The organism is Streptomyces sp. rh34 (genome assembly GCF_002551245.1).
Classification (GTDB): Bacteria; Actinomycetota; Actinomycetes; order Streptomycetales; family Streptomycetaceae; genus Streptomyces.
This window is the reverse complement of sequence record NZ_NTGZ01000005.1, coordinates 51,000-73,659: the sequence shown is the minus strand read 5'-3', so window position 1 is coordinate 73,659 and position 22,660 is coordinate 51,000. Positions and strand designations below refer to the sequence as shown.

At 70.4% G+C, this 22,660-nt stretch carries 31 protein-coding genes and 1 tRNA gene; 28 read left to right on the top strand and 4 right to left on the bottom strand.

What is annotated here, in order from left to right; all coding sequences use genetic code 11:
* Nucleotides 1–60 precede the first annotated feature (60 nt).
* From CR470_RS02685 to CR470_RS02600, 18 genes are all read left to right on the top strand, one after another.
* Entirely contained in the window at nucleotides 61–498 is a 438-nt protein-coding gene (locus CR470_RS02685) for a hypothetical protein (RefSeq protein ID WP_097865967.1), read from the top strand.
* Nucleotides 495–893 (top strand): hypothetical protein, encoded by a 399-nt coding sequence (locus CR470_RS02680; RefSeq protein WP_097865966.1) that lies wholly within the window; start codon nucleotides 495–497, stop codon nucleotides 891–893. Before CR470_RS02685 ends, CR470_RS02680 begins: the two co-directional genes overlap by 4 nt.
* 364 nt (nucleotides 894–1,257) lie before the next feature.
* On the top strand, nucleotides 1,258–1,518 hold the full coding sequence (locus CR470_RS02675; protein ID WP_097865965.1) for a hypothetical protein: 261 nt from the start codon (nucleotides 1,258–1,260) through the stop codon (nucleotides 1,516–1,518).
* A 30-nt stretch (nucleotides 1,519–1,548) separates the two neighbouring features.
* Nucleotides 1,549–2,604: a hypothetical protein gene (locus tag CR470_RS02670; RefSeq protein WP_097865964.1), complete on the top strand. Its 1,056-nt coding sequence runs from the start codon at nucleotides 1,549–1,551 to the stop codon at nucleotides 2,602–2,604.
* 23 nt (nucleotides 2,605–2,627) lie between these two features.
* On the top strand, nucleotides 2,628–3,008 hold the full coding sequence (locus tag CR470_RS02665) for a hypothetical protein (protein WP_143663755.1): 381 nt from the start codon (nucleotides 2,628–2,630) through the stop codon (nucleotides 3,006–3,008).
* Nucleotides 3,005–3,460, top strand: coding sequence for a hypothetical protein (locus tag CR470_RS02660; RefSeq protein ID WP_097865962.1), 456 nt, complete (start codon nucleotides 3,005–3,007; stop codon nucleotides 3,458–3,460). Before CR470_RS02665 ends, CR470_RS02660 begins: the two co-directional genes overlap by 4 nt.
* Nucleotides 3,457–4,194, top strand: a complete 738-nt coding sequence (locus CR470_RS02655) for a hypothetical protein (RefSeq protein WP_097865961.1) — start codon at nucleotides 3,457–3,459, stop codon at nucleotides 4,192–4,194. The genes CR470_RS02660 and CR470_RS02655 overlap by 4 nt, the downstream gene beginning before the upstream one ends.
* On the top strand, nucleotides 4,194–4,631 hold the full coding sequence (locus CR470_RS02650; RefSeq protein WP_097865960.1) for a hypothetical protein: 438 nt from the start codon (nucleotides 4,194–4,196) through the stop codon (nucleotides 4,629–4,631). The genes CR470_RS02655 and CR470_RS02650 overlap by 1 nt, the downstream gene beginning before the upstream one ends.
* Nucleotides 4,628–5,116 (top strand): hypothetical protein, encoded by a 489-nt coding sequence (locus tag CR470_RS02645; protein WP_097865959.1) that lies wholly within the window; start codon nucleotides 4,628–4,630, stop codon nucleotides 5,114–5,116. Before CR470_RS02650 ends, CR470_RS02645 begins: the two co-directional genes overlap by 4 nt.
* A gap of 2 nt (nucleotides 5,117–5,118) precedes the next feature.
* The gene (locus CR470_RS40240) at nucleotides 5,119–5,532 is read left to right on the top strand and encodes a hypothetical protein (RefSeq protein WP_257138365.1); all 414 of its coding nucleotides are present in this window, start codon (nucleotides 5,119–5,121) and stop codon (nucleotides 5,530–5,532) included.
* Between the two features lies 1 nt (nucleotide 5,533).
* Nucleotides 5,534–5,935, top strand: a complete 402-nt coding sequence (locus CR470_RS02635) for a hypothetical protein (protein WP_097865958.1) — start codon at nucleotides 5,534–5,536, stop codon at nucleotides 5,933–5,935.
* Nucleotides 5,936–6,083: 148 nt separating this feature from the next.
* Complete coding sequence (locus CR470_RS02630; RefSeq protein ID WP_097865957.1) at nucleotides 6,084–8,600, top strand: hypothetical protein; 2,517 nt, start codon at nucleotides 6,084–6,086, stop codon at nucleotides 8,598–8,600.
* 2 nt (nucleotides 8,601–8,602) lie between these two features.
* On the top strand, nucleotides 8,603–11,902 hold the full coding sequence (locus CR470_RS02625) for a hypothetical protein (RefSeq protein ID WP_097865956.1): 3,300 nt from the start codon (nucleotides 8,603–8,605) through the stop codon (nucleotides 11,900–11,902).
* 10 nt (nucleotides 11,903–11,912) lie between these two features.
* Nucleotides 11,913–12,353, top strand: a complete 441-nt coding sequence (locus tag CR470_RS02620; protein WP_097865955.1) for a hypothetical protein — start codon at nucleotides 11,913–11,915, stop codon at nucleotides 12,351–12,353.
* A 52-nt stretch (nucleotides 12,354–12,405) separates the two neighbouring features.
* Nucleotides 12,406–13,269: a peptidoglycan recognition protein family protein gene (locus tag CR470_RS02615; protein WP_097865954.1), complete on the top strand. Its 864-nt coding sequence runs from the start codon at nucleotides 12,406–12,408 to the stop codon at nucleotides 13,267–13,269.
* A gap of 2 nt (nucleotides 13,270–13,271) precedes the next feature.
* Nucleotides 13,272–13,631 carry a hypothetical protein gene (locus tag CR470_RS02610; protein ID WP_097865953.1) on the top strand — a complete coding sequence of 120 codons (360 nt, stop codon included), beginning with the start codon at nucleotides 13,272–13,274 and terminating at the stop codon, nucleotides 13,629–13,631.
* Nucleotides 13,632–13,661: 30 nt separating this feature from the next.
* Nucleotides 13,662–13,928: a hypothetical protein gene (locus CR470_RS02605; RefSeq protein WP_097865952.1), complete on the top strand. Its 267-nt coding sequence runs from the start codon at nucleotides 13,662–13,664 to the stop codon at nucleotides 13,926–13,928.
* A gap of 14 nt (nucleotides 13,929–13,942) precedes the next feature.
* Entirely contained in the window at nucleotides 13,943–14,599 is a 657-nt protein-coding gene (locus CR470_RS02600) for a collagen-like protein (protein ID WP_257138363.1), read from the top strand.
* A 57-nt stretch (nucleotides 14,600–14,656) separates the two neighbouring features.
* On the opposite strand, the gene CR470_RS02595 is transcribed toward CR470_RS02600, so the two are convergent.
* The gene (locus CR470_RS02595) at nucleotides 14,657–14,872 is read right to left on the bottom strand and encodes a hypothetical protein (protein WP_097865983.1); all 216 of its coding nucleotides are present in this window, start codon (nucleotides 14,870–14,872) and stop codon (nucleotides 14,657–14,659) included.
* Between the two features lie 112 nt (nucleotides 14,873–14,984).
* Between CR470_RS02595 and CR470_RS02590 the strand changes: the two genes are divergently transcribed.
* Nucleotides 14,985–15,383, top strand: coding sequence for a WYL domain-containing protein (locus tag CR470_RS02590; protein WP_097865950.1), 399 nt, complete (start codon nucleotides 14,985–14,987; stop codon nucleotides 15,381–15,383).
* Nucleotides 15,384–15,402: 19 nt separating this feature from the next.
* A complete protein-coding gene (locus tag CR470_RS02585) occupies nucleotides 15,403–15,732 on the top strand; it encodes a hypothetical protein (protein WP_097865949.1) in 330 nt (109 codons plus the stop codon).
* A gap of 61 nt (nucleotides 15,733–15,793) precedes the next feature.
* On the opposite strand, the gene CR470_RS02580 is transcribed toward CR470_RS02585, so the two are convergent.
* A complete protein-coding gene (locus CR470_RS02580; protein WP_097865948.1) occupies nucleotides 15,794–16,000 on the bottom strand; it encodes a hypothetical protein in 207 nt (68 codons plus the stop codon).
* A gap of 131 nt (nucleotides 16,001–16,131) precedes the next feature.
* Here CR470_RS02580 and CR470_RS02575 point away from each other — a divergent pair, with 131 nt between their 5' ends.
* The 5 genes from CR470_RS02575 to CR470_RS02555 all read left to right on the top strand — a co-directional run bounded on the left by CR470_RS02575 (nucleotide 16,132) and on the right by CR470_RS02555 (nucleotide 18,638).
* Nucleotides 16,132–16,341, top strand: coding sequence for a hypothetical protein (locus CR470_RS02575; protein ID WP_097865947.1), 210 nt, complete (start codon nucleotides 16,132–16,134; stop codon nucleotides 16,339–16,341).
* Nucleotides 16,341–16,880 (top strand): DUF6879 family protein, encoded by a 540-nt coding sequence (locus tag CR470_RS02570; RefSeq protein WP_097865946.1) that lies wholly within the window; start codon nucleotides 16,341–16,343, stop codon nucleotides 16,878–16,880. Before CR470_RS02575 ends, CR470_RS02570 begins: the two co-directional genes overlap by 1 nt.
* Nucleotides 16,877–17,716, top strand: coding sequence for a helix-turn-helix domain-containing protein (locus CR470_RS02565; protein WP_097865945.1), 840 nt, complete (start codon nucleotides 16,877–16,879; stop codon nucleotides 17,714–17,716). The genes CR470_RS02570 and CR470_RS02565 overlap by 4 nt, the downstream gene beginning before the upstream one ends.
* 113 nt (nucleotides 17,717–17,829) lie before the next feature.
* Nucleotides 17,830–18,039, top strand: coding sequence for a hypothetical protein (locus CR470_RS02560; protein ID WP_097865944.1), 210 nt, complete (start codon nucleotides 17,830–17,832; stop codon nucleotides 18,037–18,039).
* 302 nt (nucleotides 18,040–18,341) lie between these two features.
* A complete protein-coding gene (locus tag CR470_RS02555) occupies nucleotides 18,342–18,638 on the top strand; it encodes a hypothetical protein (protein ID WP_097865943.1) in 297 nt (98 codons plus the stop codon).
* A gap of 124 nt (nucleotides 18,639–18,762) precedes the next feature.
* On the opposite strand, the gene CR470_RS02550 is transcribed toward CR470_RS02555, so the two are convergent.
* Entirely contained in the window at nucleotides 18,763–19,020 is a 258-nt protein-coding gene (locus CR470_RS02550) for a helix-turn-helix domain-containing protein (protein ID WP_097865942.1), read from the bottom strand.
* A gap of 496 nt (nucleotides 19,021–19,516) precedes the next feature.
* Nucleotides 19,517–19,588, bottom strand: a tRNA-Val gene (locus CR470_RS02545).
* Between the two features lie 245 nt (nucleotides 19,589–19,833).
* On the opposite strand from CR470_RS02545, the gene CR470_RS02540 reads away from it, so the two are divergent.
* The 3 genes from CR470_RS02540 (at nucleotide 19,834) to CR470_RS02530 (ending at nucleotide 22,529) form a co-directional block, all read left to right on the top strand.
* The gene (locus CR470_RS02540) at nucleotides 19,834–20,634 is read left to right on the top strand and encodes a DUF4097 family beta strand repeat-containing protein (RefSeq protein ID WP_097865941.1); all 801 of its coding nucleotides are present in this window, start codon (nucleotides 19,834–19,836) and stop codon (nucleotides 20,632–20,634) included.
* Nucleotides 20,635–20,705: 71 nt separating this feature from the next.
* Nucleotides 20,706–22,151 carry a hypothetical protein gene (locus CR470_RS02535; protein ID WP_097865940.1) on the top strand — a complete coding sequence of 482 codons (1,446 nt, stop codon included), beginning with the start codon at nucleotides 20,706–20,708 and terminating at the stop codon, nucleotides 22,149–22,151.
* A 159-nt stretch (nucleotides 22,152–22,310) separates the two neighbouring features.
* A complete protein-coding gene (locus tag CR470_RS02530; protein WP_097865939.1) occupies nucleotides 22,311–22,529 on the top strand; it encodes an FmdB family zinc ribbon protein in 219 nt (72 codons plus the stop codon).
* Nucleotides 22,530–22,660 lie beyond the last annotated feature (131 nt).

Below are 22,660 nucleotides of genomic sequence, written 5' to 3'. Positions count from 1 at the left end.
CCGGCCAACACCCGGGTCGGCAGTGTCGCCCCGACAGGCAACAGACGACAGGAGAAGCTCATGGCTCAGAAGGCACTCGGCCGCCAGTTCAACGCGCTGGCCCTCGCCGACAACAAGTGGGTGTCCCTCTCGGACGCGGACGGGGTGGCGTTCGTCTGCTACCTCGCCGCCGCCGCAGGCGACACCTACACCCTCACCCAGGCGCAGGACTCGGCCGGCACCGGGGCGAAGGCCCTGCCGGTCATCACCGAGTTCCACACCAGCACCGGGGACGGCACGGACACCTGGACGCGGCGCACCCAGGCGGCGGCGGGCACGGTCGTAACTGCGGCCGCGGCGACGCAGAACGCCATGGTCGTCGAGGTCGAGGGCACCCAGCTCGACGACGGGTTCAGCCACGTGCGGCTCGCGTCGACCGGCGCCGGTGCGGTCACCGCACTGACCCGCGACCTGAACGTGCAGCGGGCCCCGGAGAACCTCCCGGCGATGTCGTCGTGATCCGGGGACGCACCACCACAGGAGGCGATGTCGAGTTCGTCGACAGCACGTCCGGTGACGTGGTGGCCGCGATCACGCCGGACGGCGTCGAGGGTGCTGCCCCGGGCCCCGTGGCCTGGGCGGACATCAGCGACAAGCCCACGACGTTCGCCCCGACGATCGGGGCCACGGCGTCCACCGCGGTCGCGGGCAACGATACGCGGCTGACCGCCGGGGCCGCCGGAGTGGCCACGGTCCGGGCGATCGGTTCGACGGCCACCACGGCGGCGGCAGGGAACCACGTCCACACCGCAACGCAGGTGACGGCCACGGCGATCAGCCCGGGGTCGGCGACGACGGTGCAGGGAATCCTCGCCGAGCTCGCCGCCCGCATCACTGCACTGGAGACCCCCTGATGGCGCTGTGGATCTGCACCGGGTGCACGGCCGCGTACGCGGTCGGTGCGCCCCGGTGCCCGCAGTGCGGCAGCACGGACCGACGAGAGGAAGGCGAAGACGTCATGGCGAAGATCACGGTTCACGGTGGCGCAACCAACGCGGACGCGCCTGAGCAGGAACGAGGTGAGGACGTATCAGCTGGGAACAGCTCCGAGACATCGTCCGCGAAGGAATCCAGCTCGCCGCAGAAGAGCGCAGCCAGCCGCCCGAAGCCTGCCCGAACGACGGAGAGCCGCTCCGCGAGGGGCCGGACGGGCAGCTCTTCTGCCCATGGGACGGATGGCGACCAGACGGCTCCTACGTCGGACGGCGGTGACAACTGATGTCGCAGACCCCGAGCCTCGGCCGCGTCGTCCTGGTGCTCGTCAACCCCATCACGAACAACGGCAGTGACTCGGCCCCGGCCACGGTCACCCGCGTGTGGGAGCAGCACCAGGACGGCAGCTGGCTCGTGAACCTCAAGGCCAACCTCGACGCCCCCACGTCGTCGCGCTGGTTCACGTCGGTCCGGCTGTTCGACACCGAGGACCAAGCCCAGGCACACGACGGCGAGGCCGCCTACTGGCCGCCCCGCACACCCTGACCAGCCCCACGCACCGGAGGAGGTGACGACATGCAGATCCCCGTTTACGCCACCCGCGAGGACATCAAGGCCGCCCTCGACGTCAAGCAGACCGCCCGCGCCACCCGCGCCATCGACCGCGCTCTCGCCTCCGGGTCCCGCGCCGTGGACGGGCTCTGCCGTCGCCGCTTCTACCCCATGGTCGCAACCCGGTCGTGGGACTGGCCGAACGGGCAGCGGGCCCGGCCGTGGCGGCTGTGGCTCGACGAGAACGAACTGATCTCCGTCACCGAGGTCACCACCGGCGGCGACGTCGTCCCGGCCGAGTCCGTGTTCCTGGAGCCCAACGCGTACGGCCCGCCGTACAACCAGGTCCAGCTCGACACCGCGAGCGCCACGTCCGGGTGGATCGGCGGCGACACCCACCAGCGGACCATCTCGATCCTCGGCCTGTACGGGTTCCGGGACGACGAGACGCCCCTCGGCGAGACCACGGCCAGCTTGGACGGTACGGCCACCACGGTCACGGTCGACGCCACCACGTCGGCGGAGACCGGCGTCGGCAGCGTCCTCCGCGTCGACACCGAGCGGCTCCTCGTCACCGGCCGCACGCAAGCCGCCACCGGGCAGACCCTGGCCGCCGACATCGACGGCCAGGCGAAGACCACCGTCATCCCCGTCCAGGACGGCACCGAGTTCGCGGTCGACGAGACGGTCCTCCTCGACGGCGAGCAGCTCCTCATCGTCGACGTCGCCGGGAACAGCCTGATCGTGCGCCGCGCCTGGGACGGGTCGACGCTCGCCCCGCACACCACCGGTGCCGCCCTCTACGCCCCCCGGTCCCTGACCGTGACCCGCGGCGCGCTCGGAACCACAGCGACCGTGCACCCCTCCGGCAGCGCCATGCTCCGGTGGAACCCGCCGGCGCTCGTGCACCAGCTGGCCCTGGCCGAGGCGGTCAACACGCTGCTCCAGGAGCAGGCCGGCTGGTTCCGTACGGCCTCCGGCGGCAGCACGTCCCGCGAGGCGACCCTCGACGCCCTGAAGGGCCTGCGAGAGCAGACGTACAACACGCTCGGCCGCAAGGCCCGCCTGAGAGGGGTCTGACGATGCCCGCTATCCAGGTCCGCGTGAACATGAACCGTACCGGGCCCATCCGCGACGGCCGGTTCCAGCGCGCCACCGGCCATTACTCCAACGACCTCCAGTACGCGGTCGCGCTCCACGGCGAAGACCTCGTCCAGCGGCGGCTGCGGCAGGTGCTGCGGAACCCGACCGGGTACTTCCAGTCCCGTGTCGGCGTCGAGCGGGGCCGTGGCGGCTACATGGTGACCGACGGCGGTGTCATCTACGGGCACTGGCTGGAAGGCACCGGCAGCAGGAACTACCCGGTCACCCGGTTCCGCGGGTACAGCACGTTCCGCCGGGTCAAGCCGATGGTCGACCGTGACGCCAACCGGATCGGCATGGAGCTCCTCGCCCGGTACCAGTCGAGAGGGCTCCTGCGATGAGCCTGCCGATCACCGACATCACCGACCGTGTGGTGTCCCACGCCATGAGCCTCGGCCTGTTCGAAACGGTCAACGAATCCGAGCCGAAGAACGCCCCCGGCAACGGGCTGAGCTGCGCCGTCTGGGCGGAGCGGATCGGGTTCATCCGCTCATCCGGCCTGGCCTCCGGGTCCGCCCGGCTCGTGTTCACGGTGCGGATCTACTCCAGCATCAACTCGTCCCCAGACGAGGCGATCGATCCGGCGATGCTCAACGCGGTCGACAAGCTCTTCGCCGCGTACGCCGGTGACTTCACCCTCGGTGGCCTTGTGCGGCAGGTCGACCTCCTCGGTGCGCACGGCGTGCCGCTGGAGGCCGTCGCCGGATACCTCCTCGTCGAGGGCGGCGAGTACCGCGTCATGACGATCGTGCTGCCCCTCATCGTCAACGACCTCTGGGAGGAAGCAGCATGACCAAGCAGTCCGGTCTCGGCGACCACCTGTACATCGGCGGGTTCGACGTCTCCGGCGACATCGGCGCGGTCAACCGCGTCGGCGGCGGCCCCGCCACCCTTGACGTCACCGCCATCAACAAGTACGCCATGGAACGCATCGGCGGCCTCCGCGACGGCGGCATCGACTACACCGCCTTCTTCAACCCCAGCGAAGGCGCCACGCACGAGCACCTCGCCGCGCTTCCCACCACCGACGTCCTTATGACCTACGTCCGCGGCGCGACGCTCGGCGGACCAGTCGCCTGCTGCATCGCCAAGCAGCTCAACCACGACGGCACCCGCGGCAACGACGGGGCGTTCACCTTCGCCGGAGCCACACAGGGCAACGGGTACGGGCTGGAGTGGTGCCAAGGTCTCACCGCCGGGCAGCGCACCGACACCACCGCCACCGACGGCGACACCGTCGACCTTCTCACCGGGCCCACGACCTTCGGGTTGCAGGCGTACCTGCACGTCTTCGCCATCACCGGGACCAGCGTCACCGTGGCCCTCGAAGAATCTGCCGACGGCGTCACCTGGGATCCGGTCACTGGCGGGGTCTTCACCGCGGCGGCCGGCCCGACGACGCAGCGTCTGGAGACGGCCCGCGACCAGACGGTGCAGCGGTACCTCCGCGCCACCACCACCGGCACCTTCACCAACGCCGTGATCGCGGTCGCCGTGAACCGCAACGAAGTGGAGACCCGATTCTGATGCAGCCGCTGAACAGGGTGGACCGGCAGCTCCTCGCGCCGGGTGCCTACCAGACGTACAGCATCGCCCAGCCCCCGGACACCCTCGTCCGCACGGCGTGCGAGCAGGCCGGATGCGTGGCGTACGCCCGGGGGTGGCAGTCGACGATCGACGAGTCCACCCCGCTCGGCCAACAGCAGGCCGCGTACATCCGGGGCCAGGCCGGGCGGACGTTCCGGGAGCAGCGCACCGGCGCGGGCCTGACCGTCTTCACCTTCGAGGCCCGGCAGCGGTGCTTCACCGACCACCAGACCCGCCCCCAGTTGTTCGCCGTCCGGGACGGGGACTGGCGCGGCAACCCCACCGGCCGCGTCCGCCAGCACCAGCGGCCGGCGGACTGGGTCGAGGACATGGCCGAAGGCCTGGACGCCTTTCAGACCAGCCGGGAGCGCGGATGAACTACTGCTCGGTCGACGACTGTGCCACCCGGGCTCACGGCAGAGGCCTGTGCCAGAAGCATTACCTGCGGGCGAAGAAGCACGGCGACACCTCCACCGTCCTCAAGCCTCCCGGCCGGACGCCAGGCACCTACCGCCACTCGGCCCGCACGAAGGCCGCGATCGGTAGTGCCAACACCAGGCACGGCCACTCGAACACGCCGACACACGTCACCTGGATGAGCATGAAACAGCGCTGCAACGACCCGAGCGCAACGCAGTACCGCCACTACGGCGGGCGCGGGATCCGGGTGTGCGAGCGGTGGCAGGACTTCGCCCTGTTCCTCGCGGACATGGGCGAGCGTCCGGTGGGGCTGACTCTCGACCGCATCGACAACGACGGCGACTACACGCCCGGCAACTGCCGGTGGGCAACGCGCAAGGAACAAGCCAACAACAGGCGCCCCGCTCAGGTAGGGCACAGCAACAGAGAAGGTGGGGAGTAGTCATGCCGAAGGAGAGCGGTCTGGGGTGGACCACGTGCAGCGTCGATGACGCGACGGGCACCCCGCAGGACATCCGCAACGACATCACGAACTTGCAGTTCGCGACGCCTCGCGCGGTGCAGGACGTCACCGGCATCGACAAGTCCGCGATGGAGCGGCTGCTGCTCCTCGCTGACTTCAGCATCACGATGAACGGCGTCTTCAACGACGCGGCCGGCAAGTCGCACAGTGTCTTCAAGACGGTGCCCAGTACGTCGGTGGCCCGGACGGTGACGATCGCGGTGTCCGGCCAGTCGCTGGTGAACGAGTGCGTGTTCACCGACTACCCGCTCACACGGTCCGACTCGGGTGAGCTGACGTGGGCGGTGCCCGGCGTCCTGTCCGACGGTACGGTCCCGACCTGGACGGGGGCCTGATATGGCGGGCTACCGGCACAAGGCGAAGAAGATCACGGTCAAGTTCGAGGAGCCCCACGAGTACGCCGGGTTCGAGGCGGTCCTGCGCGGCAAGACGCTGGGCGAGTTCCTCAACCTCCAGGGCATCGGCGAAGTCGACAAGTCGAGCCTGTTCGAACAGCTGCGGGAGATGAGTCAGTCCCTCCTCTCTTGGAACCTGGAGGACGAGACCGGTGCGCCGGTGCCAGTCACTCCGGCCGCCGTGTTCGAGCAGGATCAGGACCTCATGCTTGCCCTGGCGACGGCCTGGATGAACGGTCTCGCTGGTGTGTCGGCCCCTTTGGAGCCGAGCTCGACCGATGGGCAGCCGTCCCTGGAGGCGTCGCTGCCGATGGAACCCCTGTCGGAAAGCCTCGCGAGCTGATCCACGCGGAGACCGTCCTCGGTCTCTGCGAAAGGTTCCACTGCCTGCCCAGCGCCCTCCTCGCCGAGGACGCCTCTCTGTACCGGCTGCTCCTCATCGAGCAGCGCGGCAACCCGAAACGAACCGACGACCTGGGAGGTGGTGACGCATGGCCGACGACGTGAGCATCGTGGTCCGTGTCCGCGACGCCACCACTCAGGGCATCTCCGCGGTGAACCGGTCGCTTCAGCGGCTGGAGAACAGCACGAAGGACATGGACCGGTCCTTCGGTTCCCTCGTCGGCACGGCGGTCTCCCTCGCCCCGGCGCTCCTCCCGATCGCCGCGTCCACCGCGCCGCTCGTCGCCGGGATGGGCGCCGCCACGATCGGCATCGCCGCGTTCGGGGCGGCGATCATCCCGCAGATCCAGGCCATGTCCGAGGCTGCGGAGGCTGAGGAGAAGTACACCGACGCGGTGGAGAAGCACGGCGCGGCGTCGGCTGAGGCGGCGAAGACGGAGGAGGCCTACCTCGACTCCATCGAGGACATGCCCCCGGCGACCCGTGAGGCAGCCGCAGCCCTGTCGGTCCTGAAAGAGGGGTACGAGGACTGGAGTAACGCGCTGGCCGACGACACAATGCCGGTCGTCACCAAGAGCGTTGCCGCGCTGGGCGCCTTGTTCCCGAAGATGACGCCGCTGGTGAAGGGCACGTCTCGCGAGCTGGAGCGGTTCGTCACCATCGCAGCCGGGGGCATCCAGTCCGCCGGCTTCGAGCGGTTCATGAAGAGCTTCGCCGACTTCTCCACGGTGTCCCTCGCGAAGGCCAACAGCGCGCTGGTGCAGTTCACTCGCACCCTCGACACCGGCAAGGTCGGCGGCGGGGTCAGCGAGTTCATGCAGTACGCGCGTGAGTCCGGGCCCCTCGTCGGCGAGACGCTGATGAACCTTGTCGAGGCCCTCTCGAACTTGCTCGTCGCCTCGGCAGAGACCGGCGTCGGGATGCTCACCTTGATCAACGCGTTCGCCGGGCTCGTCGCCTCCGTCCCCCCGGAAGTCCTCACCCGCCTACTCCAGCTCGCGCTCGCCTTCAAGGCCGTGAAGATGGCAGCGGCCGGCATGGCCGTGGCCGGAGCAGCGATGGCTGCGGTCCGGGTCCAGATCACCGCCGCCGGTGTCGCGGCCGTCGGGGCCGGCACCCGCATGGGCATGTTGACGGCCGCGTTCGCCGCCCTGTCGCGCGGGGCGAAGTTGGCGGTCGCCGCGACCGGGGTGGGGCTCCTCGTCATCACGCTGATGGAGCTGTCGGACATCGGGAAGGCCGCGCCACCGAACATCGACAAGATGACCAGCAGCCTCGGCCAGTTCGCCCAGTCGGGCAAGGCCGCAGGCGAGATGACCCGCGTGTTCGGGAAAGACCTCGACGGCCTCATGTCCAGCCTCAGCGTGCTGGCCGGGGCCGGGGTTTCGGCGGACGAGTTCTTCAAGCGGTTCGACGAGAACCCGATCAACCTGAAGGAAGGCACCAAGGAGATCCAGGCGCTCGACAAGAGCCTCGCCTCGCTCGTGTCCGGCGGGAAAGCCGACCTCGCCGCCGCTGGGCTGGACCGCATCAAGGCGATGATGGTCGAGGCCGGGTACTCCACGGCCGGGCTGAAATCGGCGCTCACCGAGTACGACGAGGCTCTCGCCAACGCGGCGTTCGAGCAGCAGCTGATCGCGAACAGCATGGGCGTGTTCGGCGAGCAGTCCCTCCAGGTTCAGGCCAAGTTGGACGCGCAGAAGCGCAGCGCAGACGGGCTCGCCCAGTCGATCAACGCCCTGTCGAACCAGTACATCCAGGCCCGCGGGGGGATTCGCGGCATGGAGGCGGCGATCGACGCGGCCGACGAGGCGATGGCGAAGAACGGCAAGACCCTCGACAACAACACAGAGAAGGGCCGGGCGAACAACGAGGCGTTGGACAACCTGGCGTCGGCAACGATGAAGGCTGCCGAGGCCGCCCGAACGAACGGCTCCAGCTGGGAGACCGTCAACGGGATCTATGACCGGGGCCGCGCGAAGCTGATCGAGTCGGCGCAGGCGATGGGCATGACGGAGAACCAGGCTCGGAAGCTCGCCGCCCAGATCCTGAAGACGCCGGACAAGACGGCCCGGCTCAAGGGCAACATGGAGGATCTCCAGCAGAAGCTCAACTCGGCGAAGGCCAAGCTCAAGTCGGTCCCGGACTCCAGGAAAGCCCAGATCAGGGGCAACATCTACCAGCTGGAGAAGTCCATCGCGTCGGCCCGCCGCCAGCTCGACGCGATCAACGGCAAGACCAGCCACACCTACGTGATCACGCACATGCAGGCCCGGCGCGAGGGCGCACACGGCACGCAGCTCGGCTACGCCCACGGCGGTGTCATCGGCGCAGCAGCCGGTGGCCCCCGGTCCCGGATGACGCTCGTCGGCGAGCAGGGCCCCGAGCTGGTCGATCTGGCCCCCGGGTCGCGGGTGCGGTCGGACCCGGACACGAAGCGCATGTTGGCCGGCGGGCACGCCGGGGGTGGCGGGCAGCCGATCGTGGTGCAGCTCGCCCTGGACGGCCGGGCCCTGGCGGAGGTCCTCATCGACCCGCTGCGCGGTCAGATCCAGACCCTGTCCGGCGGCAACGTGCAGGCCGCCCTCGGCCAAGGGAGGGGATAACCATGACCGTGCCCGAGGCGCGCGTGCAGATCCAGGTCGACGGGGTGTGGACGGACGTCACCGACGACGTGAAGGGCGGAGCCGAGCTCGTTCACACGCGGGGCCGGTCCGGGGAGGGCGCCCGCGTGGACCGGGCGTCGGTGAACCTGACGCTCAAGTCGCCCGACGGGCGCTACTACCCGCGGCACCCGATGTCCCCGTACTACGGAAGGCTCGGCCGGAACACCCCGATGCGACACCTGGCCAACGTCGCCCCGGTCAGCCTGCGCGTCGGGGACACCGCGGCCGGGCGGCTGAGCACCCCGGACCACAGCAGCCTCGATATCACCGGCGACCTTGATCTGCGGGTCGATGCCGCGTACGACGTGTGGCTGGCGGCCGGGGATCCTCTGGAGGTCATGGCCAAGTGGCAGTCCACGGGCAACCAAAGGTCGTGGCTGCTGACCCTGTGGCGGTCCAGGGTCCTGCTGTACTGGTCGACGGACGGTTCGGCCACCACCTCGAAGTCGTCGACAGCGATTCCGGCACGCCCGGGGCAGCGCGTCGCGATCCGCGCCACCCTCGACGTGAACAACGGGGCGGCCGGTCACACCGTGACCTTCTATACCGCTCCGACGATCGCCGGTCCGTGGACTGTTCTCGGTGCGCCAGTCATCACGACCGGCACGACGAGCCTGTTCAGCGGGTCCGCACCGGTGGAACTCGGTGACGACAGCGGAAGCGCGTTCGCTCTCGCCGCAGGCAATGTCTTCGCAGCGGAGATCCGGAACGGAATCGGCGGCACCGTCGTGGCGAACCCGGACCTCACGGCCCAGACCGTTGGCGCGACCGCCTTCACCGACGCCGCCGGCCGCACATGGTCCACAGCGGGCGGCGCGGAAATCACCTCGCACCGGACCCGGGCCGTGGTCGAGGTCCCGACGTGGGCACCCCGTTGGACGGTGGGCGGCGCCGACATGGACGTGGCGCTCCAGGGCGCAGGCATTCTGCGCCGCCTGTCCCAGGGCGCGAAGGCGCTGGAATCCACATTGCGCCGCCGGGTCCCGTCGTACAGCCCGCTGGCGTACTGGCCGATGGAGGACCAGTCGGGTGCGACAGCCGCGTACTCACCGATTCAGGGGGTCGCACCTCTCCGGGTGACAGGTGTGTCCTTCGGGCAGGACGCGTCGCTGGCCGGGTCGTCTGCTCTGCCGACGATCGAGGCGGGCGGCCGGATGGTCGGTGCCGTGCCTGCCCCGGTCGGCGCGTCAACGCAGTGGTCGGTCCACATGGTCTACACCCTGGATGGCACACCGCCCGCGACGGACGGCGAGTTCCTGGCGTGGCGCACCTCGGGCACGGTGCGCCGGTGGCGGCTCCTCCAGCGCACCGGCGTGGGCACGATCGAGGGCTACAACGCCGCTGGTGACCTTGTCGTCAACCAGACTGTGGCAGTCGATGACGACGACGTCCTGGCAGGCTGGAACCGCTACCAGTTCCGGGTCTCGCAGTCCGGCGGCACCGTCTCCTGGCGCCTGTCCTGGATCAACATCAGCGGGGATGCTGGCGGGTTCGGGAGCACGTATTCGGGCACGGCGGGGCGCGTCACCCAGATCGAGACGACGGTCGGGGCGTCCGTCGACGGTCTGCGGGTCGGCCACCTCGCGGTGTTCCCCGTCGAGCTGACTGATGCGTACTCCCTGGCTGACCACGGGTTCACCGGCGAGACTGCCGGGGCACGGGCCCTGCGCCTCACCACCGAGGAGGGACTGCCGCTCGCCCTGGTCGGGTCCGCTACGGACACGCCGCCGATGGGCCCCCAGCGCCCGGACACCCTCCTGAATCTGCTGCTGGAGTGTGAGGCCTCCGACGGCGGCATCTTGTACGAGGATCGGGAGCGGCTCGGCCTGGTGTACCGGGCCCGGACCACGCTGTACAACCAGGCGCCTGCGCTGACGCTGGCGTACTCCCAGATCGTCCAGCCGTTCGAGCCGGTCGACGACGACACCCACATTCGAAACGATGTCACCCGGTCCCGGTCGGGCGGCAGCTCTGTGCGGCTGGTTCAGGAAGCTGGGCCGCTCTCGGTGCTCCCTCCCCCTGCTGGCGTCGGCATGTACGACGAGGCCGTGGAGCTGTCCCTGGCCGCCGACTACCAACTGGACGACGTCGCGGCGTGGGCGCTGCACCTGGGTACGTGGGATGAGGCCCGGTACAAGCAGGTGCGGATCCTGCTGCATAAGCACCCTGAGCTGATCGAGGCAGCGGCCGCCCTGGACGTCGGGGATCTGGTCCGGATCACGGACCTGCCTACGTATCTGCCGCCGGGCCCGGTGGACCTGATGGTGGAGGGCTACCGGGAGACGCTCAGCAACCTGTCGTGGGAGCTGACGATGAACTGCTCGCCCGCCGGGCCGTGGCAGGTGGGTGTGGTGGAGGACCCGGTGCTGGGCCGCGCGGATACGGATGGCACCGAGCTGGCGGTCGCGGTCACGGACGCTGCGACGATGTGGCCGGTCACGGTGACGGCCGGCCCGGCCTGGATCACCACAGCCGAGTTCCCTGATCAGTTCCCGTTCGACGTGACCGCGGGCGGCGAGCAGGCGACCGTCACCGCGATCGGCGTCCACGACACCTTCAGCCGGTCCGAGGCCGGCGGCTGGGGCACTGCGGACGTCGGCGGCGCCTGGTCCGCGACGGGGGCGGCGTGGTCGGTGGCCACCGGTGCCGGGGCCAGCACAGCCACCCAGCTCAACGTCAGCTACGCGTCGGTGCTCCCGGCGGTGCTGGCAGATGCTGATGTGGCGGTGTCCATCACCGTGCCGGTCCTGACGACGGGCGACGGCATCACCGCAGGGCTGATCCTGCGCCAGACCGCCGCCGAGACGTACTACCACGTGCGTCTCCAGTGGCAGCCGGACGGCTCGGCGCTGCTGTGCCTGTCGCCCCGTGTCGCCGGGTCCCAGTCCAACGCGCAGGTCGTCGGCGTGGGCACGTACACGGCTGGTCAGCAGTGGCGGATCCGGGCGCAGATCACCGGGACGACGCTGCGGGCACGGGCCTGGCCGACGAGCAGCGCGGAGCCGACGACGTGGCCCGCGTCCGTGACCACCGCCGCGATCACTGGTGCAGGGCAGGTCGGGGTGCGGAGCTACCTCCAGCCCGGCTACACCGGGCCCGTCCCCGTCGCATTCACGTACGACAACTTCGAGGTCATCACCCCGCAGGTCATGACCGTCACCCGGTCCGCCAACGGCATCGTCAAGGGCCACTCGGCCGGGACGCCGCTGTCCCTCACCCACCCGATGCGCGCCGCGCTCTGAAGGGAGCCTGATGCCGATCCTCTCCGGTCAGATCGTCACCGCCGGGCAGCTCAACCGAATGCAGCCCCGGCAGTTCTCGGCGGCCGCCACGTCGGCGCTGTCGGCCAGCACCACCTACGCCCTCATTCCGGGCTGCTCCCTCACCCTGCCCAGCACCGTCGCCAACGCCACGTGGACCGCCGTCGGGGTGTTCGACTGCTCGGTCACGACGACCCACACCACCAACCTCATGGTCGGTCGCCTCGTCGTCGACACCGTCGCGCAGACCGGGCTGGCGATCCACGCCATGGACACCCTGGATCGCGACACCGTGGCCATGCTCTGGTCCGGCACGTTCGCTGCTGCTGGATCTCACGCGCTCCAGCTCGAAGGCGTGATCAACGGTGCTGGTGGTGCTGGCGCTTTCCAGGTCTACACCGGGTTCACGGTCACGGTCACCGAGCCCGTGTAACTCATCCGCCCCGGGCCGTTCCGGTCTGGGCCACACCATGTCAGGAGGCCTGATGGCCTGGTACCCCGGTGCCAAGAAGATGGAGTTGCAGCCCGAGTCGGATGCCCAGGCGGCGATCCGGCCGACGCAGCTCATCGTCCACAGCATCGTCGCGAACTGGACCGCGCGCAGAACCTACGAGTTCTGGCGCGACTCCACCAACCTCGAATCGCACTTCGGGATCGGGTACGGGGCGGGGGACATCGCCCAGTACATCGGCACCGAGACGCGGGCCGACGCGAACGCCGGGGCGAACCGGCGGTCGGACGGGAGCGGGGCGATCTCGGTGGAGACCGCCTCGAACTCAACGGCGACGGACCCGTGGAACGCATCCCAGGTCGAGGAGCTGATCAAGCTCGGGGTGTGGGCGCACCAGCACCACAGGATCCCGCTGCGGATCTGCCGCACAGCGTCAGACCCCGGGTTCGGCTATCACTCCATGTTCGCGGCGTGGTCGACGTCGGGCACCGCGTGCCCCGGCAAGGCTCGCATCAAGCAGTTCCGCGAGGTGGTGTTCCCAGGGATCGTCGCCCGCGCCACCGGCAAGACCACCGACCCCAGCAAGGAGACCGACATGCCCCTGACCAAGGACGACATCAAGACCCTGGCCACAACTGACGGCATCTTCAAGGCCCCGAAGGACTCATCGACCTACGCCACGAACAAGCACTGGTCGCTGGCCTCCCACATCGAGGGCCTGACCACCAACGTCCGCCTGATTCGGACGACACAGCTCGCGCAGGCCGCTGCGATCCAGACCCTGGCCGGCCTGGTCGGTAAGGGCGTCGACACCACTGCGGTGGTCGACGCCGTCGAGAAGGCCATCGCTGACGCCGTCATCAAGGTCGACGTCGACATCAACAGCAAGGAAGGCTGACCATGCGTCCCATCTTCGGGCGGGAGCCCGCTCTCTGGCTCAACAGTTTGGCCGCGATCCTCGGCCTGGTCGTTACCTTCAACGTCGGGCTGTCCGCCGTCCAGGCTGGGTGGCTCGTCGCCGGGACGTCCGCGGTCCTCGGCGCGATCGCCGCCGCCCTCACCCGCCCGATCGCCGTGCAGGCGTTCACCGCCGCCGTCGCCACGATCGCGTCCGCCGTCGGCGCGTTCGGCTTCGAGGTCGCCCCGACCACCACAGCCGCCATCAACGGGTGCGTCCTCGCCGTCCTCATGTTCATCACCCGCGGCCAGGTCACCCCCATCACCCCGCCGCTGGCCCCGGCCCGACCGACCAGCGTCTGAGCTGCACACCTAAGCGCAACCGGAGGACGTGTGGACGCTGCCATGCTCACCGCGCTCGGCGCACTGCTGGCCAGCCCGGTAGCTGCGGCAGCGGCCGTCTACGGCTCCCGAGGCGCGACGCGAGCAGCCCGGGAGGGCGGAGTCATCACCGGATACGACAGCCTCACCGCGCGGCTCACAGCTGAGCGGGACAAGGCGGAGACGGATCAGGGTCTGGCCGAGCAGCGGGCGGCCGCCCTGGAGCTGGAAGTGGCCAGGTTGCGCCTGCTGGTCACGCAGTTGGGAGGTACCCCATGACGCGGGCAGAGCGCATGTTCTACCGGCGCCGGTACCTGCTGTGGCTGGTGGCCGCGCTCCTCTTCTTGGGGGGCGCAATCGCGATTGCCTTCTTGAAGATCGGCCAGGCGGAAGACCACGCGGACCAGCTGGCGGCGGAAGCTGACCGGCGTGGCGGTGCGGTGTCGACGTTGGCTGCGGACGTGCGGACTCTCCGTTCGCAGATTCAGGCCGAGGGCGGCACCCCGGCAGCACCTGATCCGGCGGCGGCGGTCGATGATCTGCCGGACCGGCTGGAGGTGCCGGTGCCGATCCCCGGCGCAACGGGCCCGCGCGGACCGAAGGGCGAGGCCGGCGCACCCGGGGAGGACGGCTCGGACGGGGAGCCCGGGGCCGCCGGCCAGCCGGGCCCGGCGGTGACGGGAGCGCCCGGGAAGGACGGCGCGGACGGGGTCAACGGCGCGGACGGCGCTCCTGGCGAGCGCGGTGAGAAGGGCGAGAAGGGAGACCCGGGCGAGCGCGGGTCGGCGGGTCCTCCCGGCCCCGACTGCCCGGTGGGGTACAGCTTGCAGCCGCCGCCGGGTGATCCGGACGGGCTGATGTGCCGCCGCTCCTCGGCACCGGGGCCGGCGGATCCTGATCCGTCGCCAAGTTCCCTGGCGCTCGATCCGACCCGCCGCCAGTACCCGTGAGCTATGCCGAAGCCCCCTTCCGCCAGGCGCGGGAGGGGGCTTCGGCGTGGGCTGCGCCTACTCTGCCGCGGCCTCGTCTGCCTTCTTCTTGAGGCGGCGCACGTACTCCCTGGTCCACCCGGTGATGCGGGCGACGGTCGCCTGGTTGCCGCGCTCCTCGCCCTGCTGGAGGGCGGCCACGGCTTCGGCCTGGAGGTCTTCGCGAGCGGCTTCGAGCGCTTGCTCTGCCTCGCGGTACCGCTGGGCTGCGAGTTCGAGTCGGGCTGTGTCCATGAACCCCACTCTCCCACAAGCTAGGCCAACTCTCTATGCCTACCCTGTTGACAATGGCCAACTGGGTAGGCCAACATAGGTCTCACAAGGAAGCGGCAACGAGGGGGACCCAATGAAGACCACCGCCAACGAGACCCAGGCACAGACCCTCACCCGCCTCCTCGCCGCCGCCGACCGCCAGCACCCCGTCACCATCACCTACACCAAGGCCGACGGCACCGAGACCATCCGCACCATCGAGATCTACGACACCCGCACCACCAAGGCCGGAGACATCATCCTCAAGGCCATGGACCGCGAGACCGGCGAGAGCCGGACCTTCCGCCTCGACCGCATCCAGGCCTACACGATCCACCGCACCGCCTACACCGTCACTCGCCCCACCCGCACCGACGACGCCCCGGTCGCCCTCCCCGTCGCCACCTGCCCCGCCACGATCGTCGGCCGCGAGATCGCCCGCGACGACGCCGCCTACTACGCCGACCGCTACGCCGTCCTCGCCGCCGCCTGACCCCACGAGGGAGACCACCGTGTTCACCATCCACCTCATCGCCTACACCACCGCCACCCAGGCCGGCATCACCCGCGTCGGCACCACCCACACCACCCCCACCCACGACGAGATGACCGCCGACATCCCTGGCCTGCTCACCGCCGTCGACCTCGGCCGCGAACCGCAGTACACCCTCCGCTACGAGAACCGCACCGGCCCCATGGAGAAAACCGTGGGCGCCGCGGGGGTGGAGAAGGTCGGCCGGGTCCTGATGTCCCTGGCGGACCGGGACGAGGTGTGGAACATCGAGTGCTTCGACGAGCAGGGGTACGAGGTGACGTTCAACTTCGCCGTCTTCACCGCCTGATGAACTGACTGCGCCCCGCCCCGGTTTCGGCCGGCGGCGGGGCGCTGCTGTGCGTTCAGGGTCAGGCGTCGTCGGGGTCCGGGTGCCGGACCAGCCGCTTCACTGTGCGCTCCACCTCGTACCGGGAGAGCCCGGCCGCCACCGCGTGGTCGGTGTACGCCTGCTGCACCGTGGCGGCGGTCGCCACGGTCAGCACGCCAGCCTGCTGCTCGGCCCAGGCCTTGCGTTCCAGCTCGATCAGGGACTCGGGAATGTCGATGTCAGCCACGGCCGGAATCGTACGACCTCCCGGGCCCGGTACGTACGTGCGCCTGATCGGTGGCGTGTTTCTTGATCGCCGGGCTACGGTCGATCACGCCCCGGCCACCCGCCAGGGCCCACGATCGGGAGGGGACGCACATGGCCCGCACACTGCGGATGCTCGGCACCAACTCGAAGACGGGCGAGTGCCCGACCTTGTACGAGGACGTTGAGTCGGGGGAGATCCTCGTCCAGGGGTACACCGTCACCGACCCCGAGGTTCTCGCGCAGATGGCCAACCCGCTGAAGGGCGAGTCGCTCGTCGTCGTCGACCGGGCGCTCCTCGTCAACTTCGCCCCAAGGAACTGATGGTGCAGGACGCCGTACCCGCCGCCCAGATACTCGAGTATTTCCGCGACGGCTTCGAGCACACCGCATGGCGGCTGGAGACCCGCCGGGAGTACGCAGCCGACCAAGGGACCGAGGAGTACCAGCAGTTCCTCCAGGGTGTCATGCCGCCCCTCGACGACGGCGGCCCCTGGTTTACCAACGCCCGCGCGCAGACGGCAGACGGGCGGCGCATCGAGCGGGTCCGCCTGGTCGACGAGCCTCCGACGGACAACCAGCGGTATCTGCTGGCCACCACACCCAGCAATTTGGCGGCCGGCGAGGACATCCGCTACCTGCACCGGTCGACAGCGGCCGCGCTCAACCTCGCGGGCGAGGGCGACTTCTGGCTGTTCGACTCCCGGGTCCTGGCCCGCTTCAACTGGGATGACGCGGACCGCCGGATGGAGCTGACCACCGACCCGGAGCAGGTGCTCCGGGCGTGCCAGGTCCGTGACGCGACATGGCACTACGCCGTCCCGTACGGGGACTTCATCGGCCGGGTACCGTCCCCTATGTGAGCACCGACTTCCAGCGCGCCCGGCTCCTCCTCGGTGTGCGGCTCCGCGAGCTGCGCACCGAGGCCGGGCTGAACGTCCGCGACTTCGCCGCCCGCTGCGGGTGGGCACCGTCGAAGATCTCGAAGCTGGAGAACGGCAAGCAGACCGCGAGCACGGCGGACCTCACCATGTGGGCGGAGGCGGTCGGGCAGCCCGAGTGCGCTGCCGAGTTGCACGGCCGCCTCGCCGGGCTGGAGTCCACGTATCGGTCCTGGCGTCGCCAGCTCGCGGGCGGGCACCGCGCCGTCCAGGACGCGCTCGGCGCCCAACACGAGAGGACCACCGTGTTCCGCGGATTCAGTGCAGCCGTCATCCCTGGGGTGTTCCAGACTCCCGAGTACGCGCGCAGCGTGCTCTCCCGGTACGCCGACCTGCATGGTGTGACCCGCGACCTCGACGCGGCGGTCGCTTCCCGGATGCGCCGGCAGGAGGGGCTTTACCGCTCCGGCCGCCGGTACCGGGTGCTCGTCGCCGAGGCTGCCCTTCACACGCGGATCTGCTCGCGCGCCGTGCTCGCCGACCAGTTGGACCGGCTGATGTCCGTGAACGGACTGAGCACCGTCGAGTTGGGGATCATCCCGCTCACCGCCGACGTACGGATCGGCGTAGGCGATGACTTCTGGATCCACGACGACCGGCTGGTCATCGCCGAGACGTGGCACACGGAGATGTGGCTGGACTCGGCCGACGACATCGCCCTGTACGCGAAGGTCTGGGACGGGTTGGCCGACGGGGCGGTGACGGGGCGCGCCGCGCACGGGGTGATCGCTCGCGCGCGGGCCGCGATCGGCTTCTGAGAAACCCGGCGCAACAGCGGGGCCCACCGGAGAAACATCGAGAAACACGGCGGGTTCCGAGAAACAGCTTTCTCTACGGTCTGAGGACTACTCCGACGACCCGGGAGGCGGCTGTGCCTGTACGCGAGTTACCGCCGGTCAGCGACATGCTCGAACAGCAGCAGCGCGGTTGGACGTGCGTCTGGTGCAGCGAACCCCTTGGCGTCGGCCTGGGCGTCGACCTCGGCGAGCAGCGCGTCGTACCGCCCACGGGCGCCGCGTACAGCTGGTTCCCCCGCGAGTGCTTCGACGCGGGCGCCTGCTCCGAGCGGGCCCCCCGGTGACGGCCGTGGACCACCGGCCCGCTGCTCGGCCTGCGGCGGCCTACACCTCCCCGGAGTGCCGTGCCGCCGCCGCCTGGCCCGAGGCGCACCGGCTGTGCGCGGGCAACCTCGACGCCACTGTGGGCAACGCCGTCGTCGAACGGCTGCGTTGCGATTGCCCTTGCCACACCTGAGTTCCCGCCCCGGCCGCCCACTCCCTGGCAGGACAGCGGCCGAGACGGGTCACCATCCATCCAGCAGGACGGAGGCACCACCATGCGTACCACCGACACCCGCCCGACCACACCCCCGGGGCGGCGCCCATGACGACCACCCTGGCGCCGACCACGGTCACCACCTGCGAGGCCTGCTGGGTGAACCCGGTGGAGGGCGTGCGCGTCACCGCTGCCGGCGCGGATCTGCTGTGCCGCCCGTGCGCGTCCGGCGGCTACCCGCGGCGCGTCGACCTGTTCCCGCCGTTCGGTATCTACGGGCTGACGACCCGCCGGATTGAGGCGGGCCGGCACGGGAGCGGTACGCCGCAGACGCCCCCGGATCAGGGGCCGCCGCTGCCGCACCCGCCTCCGACTCCGTCGCCGCCGGGGACCCCGCCGGTTTAACGAAGGGATACAGCATGAAGCGCATCGTTGTGCCTGCGATCCTGCAGATTTTTTGCCCTCTGTGCGGGGGCTACATCCGTCCGATCTCGGACACCAAGTCCCAGTGCGACCGGTGTTTCGTCATCTACGGCTGAGGCGGCGGGCCTTCGCGGACGAGGTCGGAGAGCGGGACACCGATGGCGTCGGCGATGAGGATCAGGCTGTCGACGAGCGCTGCTGAGTGGCCCTGCTCGATGCGGTTGTACGTGGCCCGGTCCATGCCGGTGTTCAGTGCGATCTGCTCCTGGGTCTGGCGTGCGGCCAGTCGGGCGGCGCGGATGCGGTCTCCGATGGCACGGCGGCGGGTGATGACCCAGGCGGGCGGCGGTACGGAGCGTGGCACTCCACCACGTTCAGCCAATCAAGATCCAACGTATGTAGGGCAGAACCTACACTGAGCGGCTACGTCCGTACGCCGGGCGTAGCACCGGAGCGGCGCAGGGGTGTTCGCGTGTCCACCTCATTGCGCCGTTAGACGTCATGACTCGGTCAAGACGTCCCGCCCCGCACCCATCAGGGTGCGGGGCGGTCTACGTTGGGCAGCAGAAGGCCCCCGCCGATATACACGGCGGGGGCCTCGCTCCTGTGGGCCGGGCCTCCCCGCCCAGTCGCCACAGGTATCCGGACGGCGCGTGTCAGGCGCGTGTGGGGAGTCACGCCTGCCCCGTCCGTGCCTGCACTCTACGTGCCGGGGCCACGGAGTCCACCCCTCGGACGGGTGACGAATCCAGTGCCCCCGGTGGGGATGTGGCATCCATGCGGCATCGATCATGGAAACGGCCCCCCGATCCGTGTGGACCGAGGGGCCGATGCAGGCTCTCACCTGCTAGTTACCGCTGTGGGCGCGGACGGTTTCGAACCGCCGACATCTGCTTTGTAAGAGCAGCGCTCTACCCCTGAGCTACGCACCCGTGGATGAGGCAACAGCGTACATGGAGCGGGGTCCCTGCTCATAAACCGTTCCTGGGCGGGGTGGGGATATCCCGTGGGCCTGTCGTCCGCGGGCCCTCGCCGGGGGAGGATCCGGGGGATAACCCCACCACGAGACGGTAGCCGTCCGGATCCCGTCGTGGGGCGTCAGTGCATACGGTTCGAGTGCACCGGCAGCGACGTCCGGTGGCACCGTCCGGCAGCACGCACTGGGGGACCGATCACCGTGGACATCGTTACGAGCGCAGCGACCCGCACGCTCCGTGGAGCACCTGGGCGGGCTCTCGCTCTGGGGGGCGGGGTCGCGTTGTTGGCCCTGGCTCTCACCGGGTGCGGGAGTACGGACGTCGACGGCGCCCCCGTCGAGCGCAAGTCGTTCGCTCTGGAGGGGAAGACCCTGACCATCGACTCCGAGAACGCGGCCGTGGACCTCGTGCCGGCCGATGTGAAGCAGGTCGAGGTGGAGCGGCAGGTCGACGGGTGGGTGGTGCTGGGCAGCGGGCCCGACCCCGTCTGGAGCATGGAGGGCGACACCCTCAGGCTGCGGGTGGAGTGTGACGCTCTGATCAACAACTGCGAGGCCCGGCACCGGGTGAAGGTGCCCCGCGGGATCGATGTGACGGCCTCGTCGGACAACGGGGCGATCCGCGCCACCGGCTTCGACCGCGCGCTGGACCTCTCGTCGGACAACGGGAAGATCGATGTCCGGGACGCGAGCGGCGCGCTGAAGCTGAAGACCGACAACGGAAAGGTGCGGGCGGACCGGATCTCCTCCCCCTCCGTGGTCGCCCGTGCCGACAACGGGGAGATACGGCTGGCCTTCCGTTCCGTGCCCGACCTCGTGGACACCGTCAGCGACAACGGAGGTATCACCATCGACCTGCCGCCGGGCGGGCAGAAGTACGCGGTGAACGCTTCCGCCGACAACGGGAACGTCTCGATCGGGGTGCCGCGGGGCGACGACAGCGCGCATGTGGTGAAGGCGCGCAGCGACAACGGCCAAGTCACTGTTCGAAGCGCGAACTAACCGACCCGTGTGTTCGTCCTTACCTGGTGGGAGAATGTACCGGGCAGGGCGAATCGGCACGGGAGAGGGATGTGACGGCGACACACGCGCGGCCGGAGGCAGGAGCGGGTGTAGGTTCCGCCGTCCAGAGTGGTCAGGGCCTGCCGGGGCAGCACGCCCCCGGGAGGTCGCGCAGGCCGGGCGGGCGGGGCGGTTCCGGCGGCTGGGATGTCCTGGCGCTGATGCTCCTGCCCGTGCCCCTCGTGCTCGCCGCGCTGCCCGCCGCCTTCGCCGGTGGCGGAACGCGCCGGTGGTTCGGCGGGCGCGGGGAGAACGAGCGGGCCGAGGCGCAGGCCGCGAAGGACGCCGCCGCCGAAGCGTTCTACGAGCTGGACAGTGCCCAGCGTGATCTCAGGATCTCCATCGAGACCATCAACGCGGTGGACAGCTCCTCGCGCGGGCGCAAGGCCTCCGAGGACTTCGCCGCGCTCGGCCGGCGCATCGACGAGGTCAGTCACACCTACATCACCGCCGTCGACAGCCACGACCTCGACCGGGACGACCTGGAGCCCGCCGCCGCCTCCCGGGCCCGCACCGAGCTGAGCCGGGCCAAGGACGACCTCGTACGGGTCAAGGGCGAGCTGGATCGCTTCACCCAGGGGCTCGGCCCTCTGCTGGGCAGTGCGGAGACGCAGCTCGCCCGGCTCGCCCCCGCCGTCGAGCGGGCCCGGCAGGCGCTCCTGGGAGCGAGCAACGCCCTCGACGGCGCCCGGGCCTCGGGGCTGCGGGCCGATGAGCTCGCCGCCCGGCTCGCCGCGCTCGCCCCGGAGCTGACCAAGCTGAACCAGGGCGCGGGAAAGCACGGTGTCGCGGAGACCCTTCAGCGGGCCGACGCGGTGTTGCGCGATGCCGAGGCCGTGCGCACCGAGGCGGAGCGGCTGCCCGAGCGGGCCGCCGAGATCGACCGCAGGCTCGTCTCGCTGCGGACCCGCGCCCAGGCCCTGACGACACGGGCGGGCTCGGTGGAGCCGGTGCTCAGCGAGTTGCGGCGGCGTTTCTCGGCCGCCTGCTGGCAGGACCTCCAGCCCGTTCCCGAGCAGGCCGCCGTCAACATCCGACAGGCCGAGGACAAGCTCGCGGAGGCCGCGAAGGCGCGCGACGAGCAGCACTGGGCGGACGCCACGTCCCGGCTGTCCACGGTCCGTGCCCTCCTCAACGCCACGGACGAGGCGGTCTCCGCCGCCGGGGACCGGTTGCAGCAGTTGAACGCCGTGGCGAAGGACCCGCAGCAGGAGATCGAGCGGACCCGGTTCGCGGTGCGGGACGCCCAGCGCCTCGCCATGGCCGGGCGGCACACGCCCGATCCCCGGCACGCCCGGCCCCTGGACGACTCCGTGGCCCGGCTGGATCGGGCCATCGCCGGTCTGGAGGGGCGCCACCCCGACTACTGGCACTTCCTGACCGAGACCGACGCCGTGCGGCAGACCGCCGCCCGGGTCGTCTCCGACATCCGCGAGGAACGCGGCACCGGCTCCTGAGGCCACCGGCCGCCCCGTGACGACCGGTCGGGCCCGGACCCGGTCCGGGCCCGACCGGTCCGGAGCCTGCGCCTCCGGGCCGACACCGGCGGCCCCCCGGGCTCCTCGCGACCTCGGGGGGCCGTAGCCCCCCGGCCGCGATGGCTCTAGCCTGAGCCCATGCCTCGCTATGAATTCCGCTGCCGCACCTGCGGAGACACGTTCGAAGTCAGCCGTCCCATGGCCCGGTCCTCGGACCCCGCCTCCTGCCCCGCAGGCCACGACGACACCGTCAAGCTGCTGTCCGCCGTGGCCGTGGGCGGGGCCTCCGGGTCCGCTCCCGCGCCGTCCGGCGGCGGTGGGGGCGGGGGCTGCTGCGGGGGCGGCTGCTGCGGCTGAGCCGGCCTCGGTGCCACCGGGAGGCTGAGCCCGGTGGCAGGGCCCCCGCGAAGGGCTCGCCAGGCCCTGTGGGACAGCGTCAGGCCGTCCCCGACCGTCAGCAGGACCGCTCCCGGCCTCGCGCAAGCCGC

What these genes read in the sequence shown, in the direction of transcription:
- CR470_RS02685 (WP_097865967.1), top strand. Translation starts at nt 61, where the DNA reads ATGGCTCAGAAGGCACTCGGCCGCCAGTTCAACGCGCTGGCCCTCGCC.
- CR470_RS02675 (WP_097865965.1), top strand. Translation starts at nt 1,258, where the DNA reads ATGTCGCAGACCCCGAGCCTCGGCCGCGTCGTCCTGGTGCTCGTCAAC.
- CR470_RS02670 (WP_097865964.1), top strand. Translation starts at nt 1,549, where the DNA reads ATGCAGATCCCCGTTTACGCCACCCGCGAGGACATCAAGGCCGCCCTC.
- CR470_RS02660 (WP_097865962.1), top strand. Translation starts at nt 3,005, where the DNA reads ATGAGCCTGCCGATCACCGACATCACCGACCGTGTGGTGTCCCACGCC.
- CR470_RS02655 (WP_097865961.1), top strand. Translation starts at nt 3,457, where the DNA reads ATGACCAAGCAGTCCGGTCTCGGCGACCACCTGTACATCGGCGGGTTC.
- CR470_RS02650 (WP_097865960.1), top strand. Translation starts at nt 4,194, where the DNA reads ATGCAGCCGCTGAACAGGGTGGACCGGCAGCTCCTCGCGCCGGGTGCC.
- CR470_RS02645 (WP_097865959.1), top strand. Translation starts at nt 4,628, where the DNA reads ATGAACTACTGCTCGGTCGACGACTGTGCCACCCGGGCTCACGGCAGA.
- CR470_RS40240 (WP_257138365.1), top strand. Translation starts at nt 5,119, where the DNA reads ATGCCGAAGGAGAGCGGTCTGGGGTGGACCACGTGCAGCGTCGATGAC.
- CR470_RS02635 (WP_097865958.1), top strand. Translation starts at nt 5,534, where the DNA reads ATGGCGGGCTACCGGCACAAGGCGAAGAAGATCACGGTCAAGTTCGAG.
- CR470_RS02630 (WP_097865957.1), top strand. Translation starts at nt 6,084, where the DNA reads ATGGCCGACGACGTGAGCATCGTGGTCCGTGTCCGCGACGCCACCACT.
- CR470_RS02625 (WP_097865956.1), top strand. Translation starts at nt 8,603, where the DNA reads ATGACCGTGCCCGAGGCGCGCGTGCAGATCCAGGTCGACGGGGTGTGG.
- CR470_RS02620 (WP_097865955.1), top strand. Translation starts at nt 11,913, where the DNA reads ATGCCGATCCTCTCCGGTCAGATCGTCACCGCCGGGCAGCTCAACCGA.
- CR470_RS02615 (WP_097865954.1), top strand. Translation starts at nt 12,406, where the DNA reads ATGGCCTGGTACCCCGGTGCCAAGAAGATGGAGTTGCAGCCCGAGTCG.
- CR470_RS02610 (WP_097865953.1), top strand. Translation starts at nt 13,272, where the DNA reads ATGCGTCCCATCTTCGGGCGGGAGCCCGCTCTCTGGCTCAACAGTTTG.
- CR470_RS02600 (WP_257138363.1), top strand. Translation starts at nt 13,943, where the DNA reads ATGTTCTACCGGCGCCGGTACCTGCTGTGGCTGGTGGCCGCGCTCCTC.
- CR470_RS02595 (WP_097865983.1), bottom strand. Translation starts at nt 14,872, where the DNA reads ATGGACACAGCCCGACTCGAACTCGCAGCCCAGCGGTACCGCGAGGCA.
- CR470_RS02590 (WP_097865950.1), top strand. Translation starts at nt 14,985, where the DNA reads ATGAAGACCACCGCCAACGAGACCCAGGCACAGACCCTCACCCGCCTC.
- CR470_RS02575 (WP_097865947.1), top strand. Translation starts at nt 16,132, where the DNA reads ATGGCCCGCACACTGCGGATGCTCGGCACCAACTCGAAGACGGGCGAG.
- CR470_RS02570 (WP_097865946.1), top strand. Translation starts at nt 16,341, where the DNA reads ATGGTGCAGGACGCCGTACCCGCCGCCCAGATACTCGAGTATTTCCGC.
- CR470_RS02555 (WP_097865943.1), top strand. Translation starts at nt 18,342, where the DNA reads ATGACGACCACCCTGGCGCCGACCACGGTCACCACCTGCGAGGCCTGC.
- CR470_RS02530 (WP_097865939.1), top strand. Translation starts at nt 22,311, where the DNA reads ATGCCTCGCTATGAATTCCGCTGCCGCACCTGCGGAGACACGTTCGAA.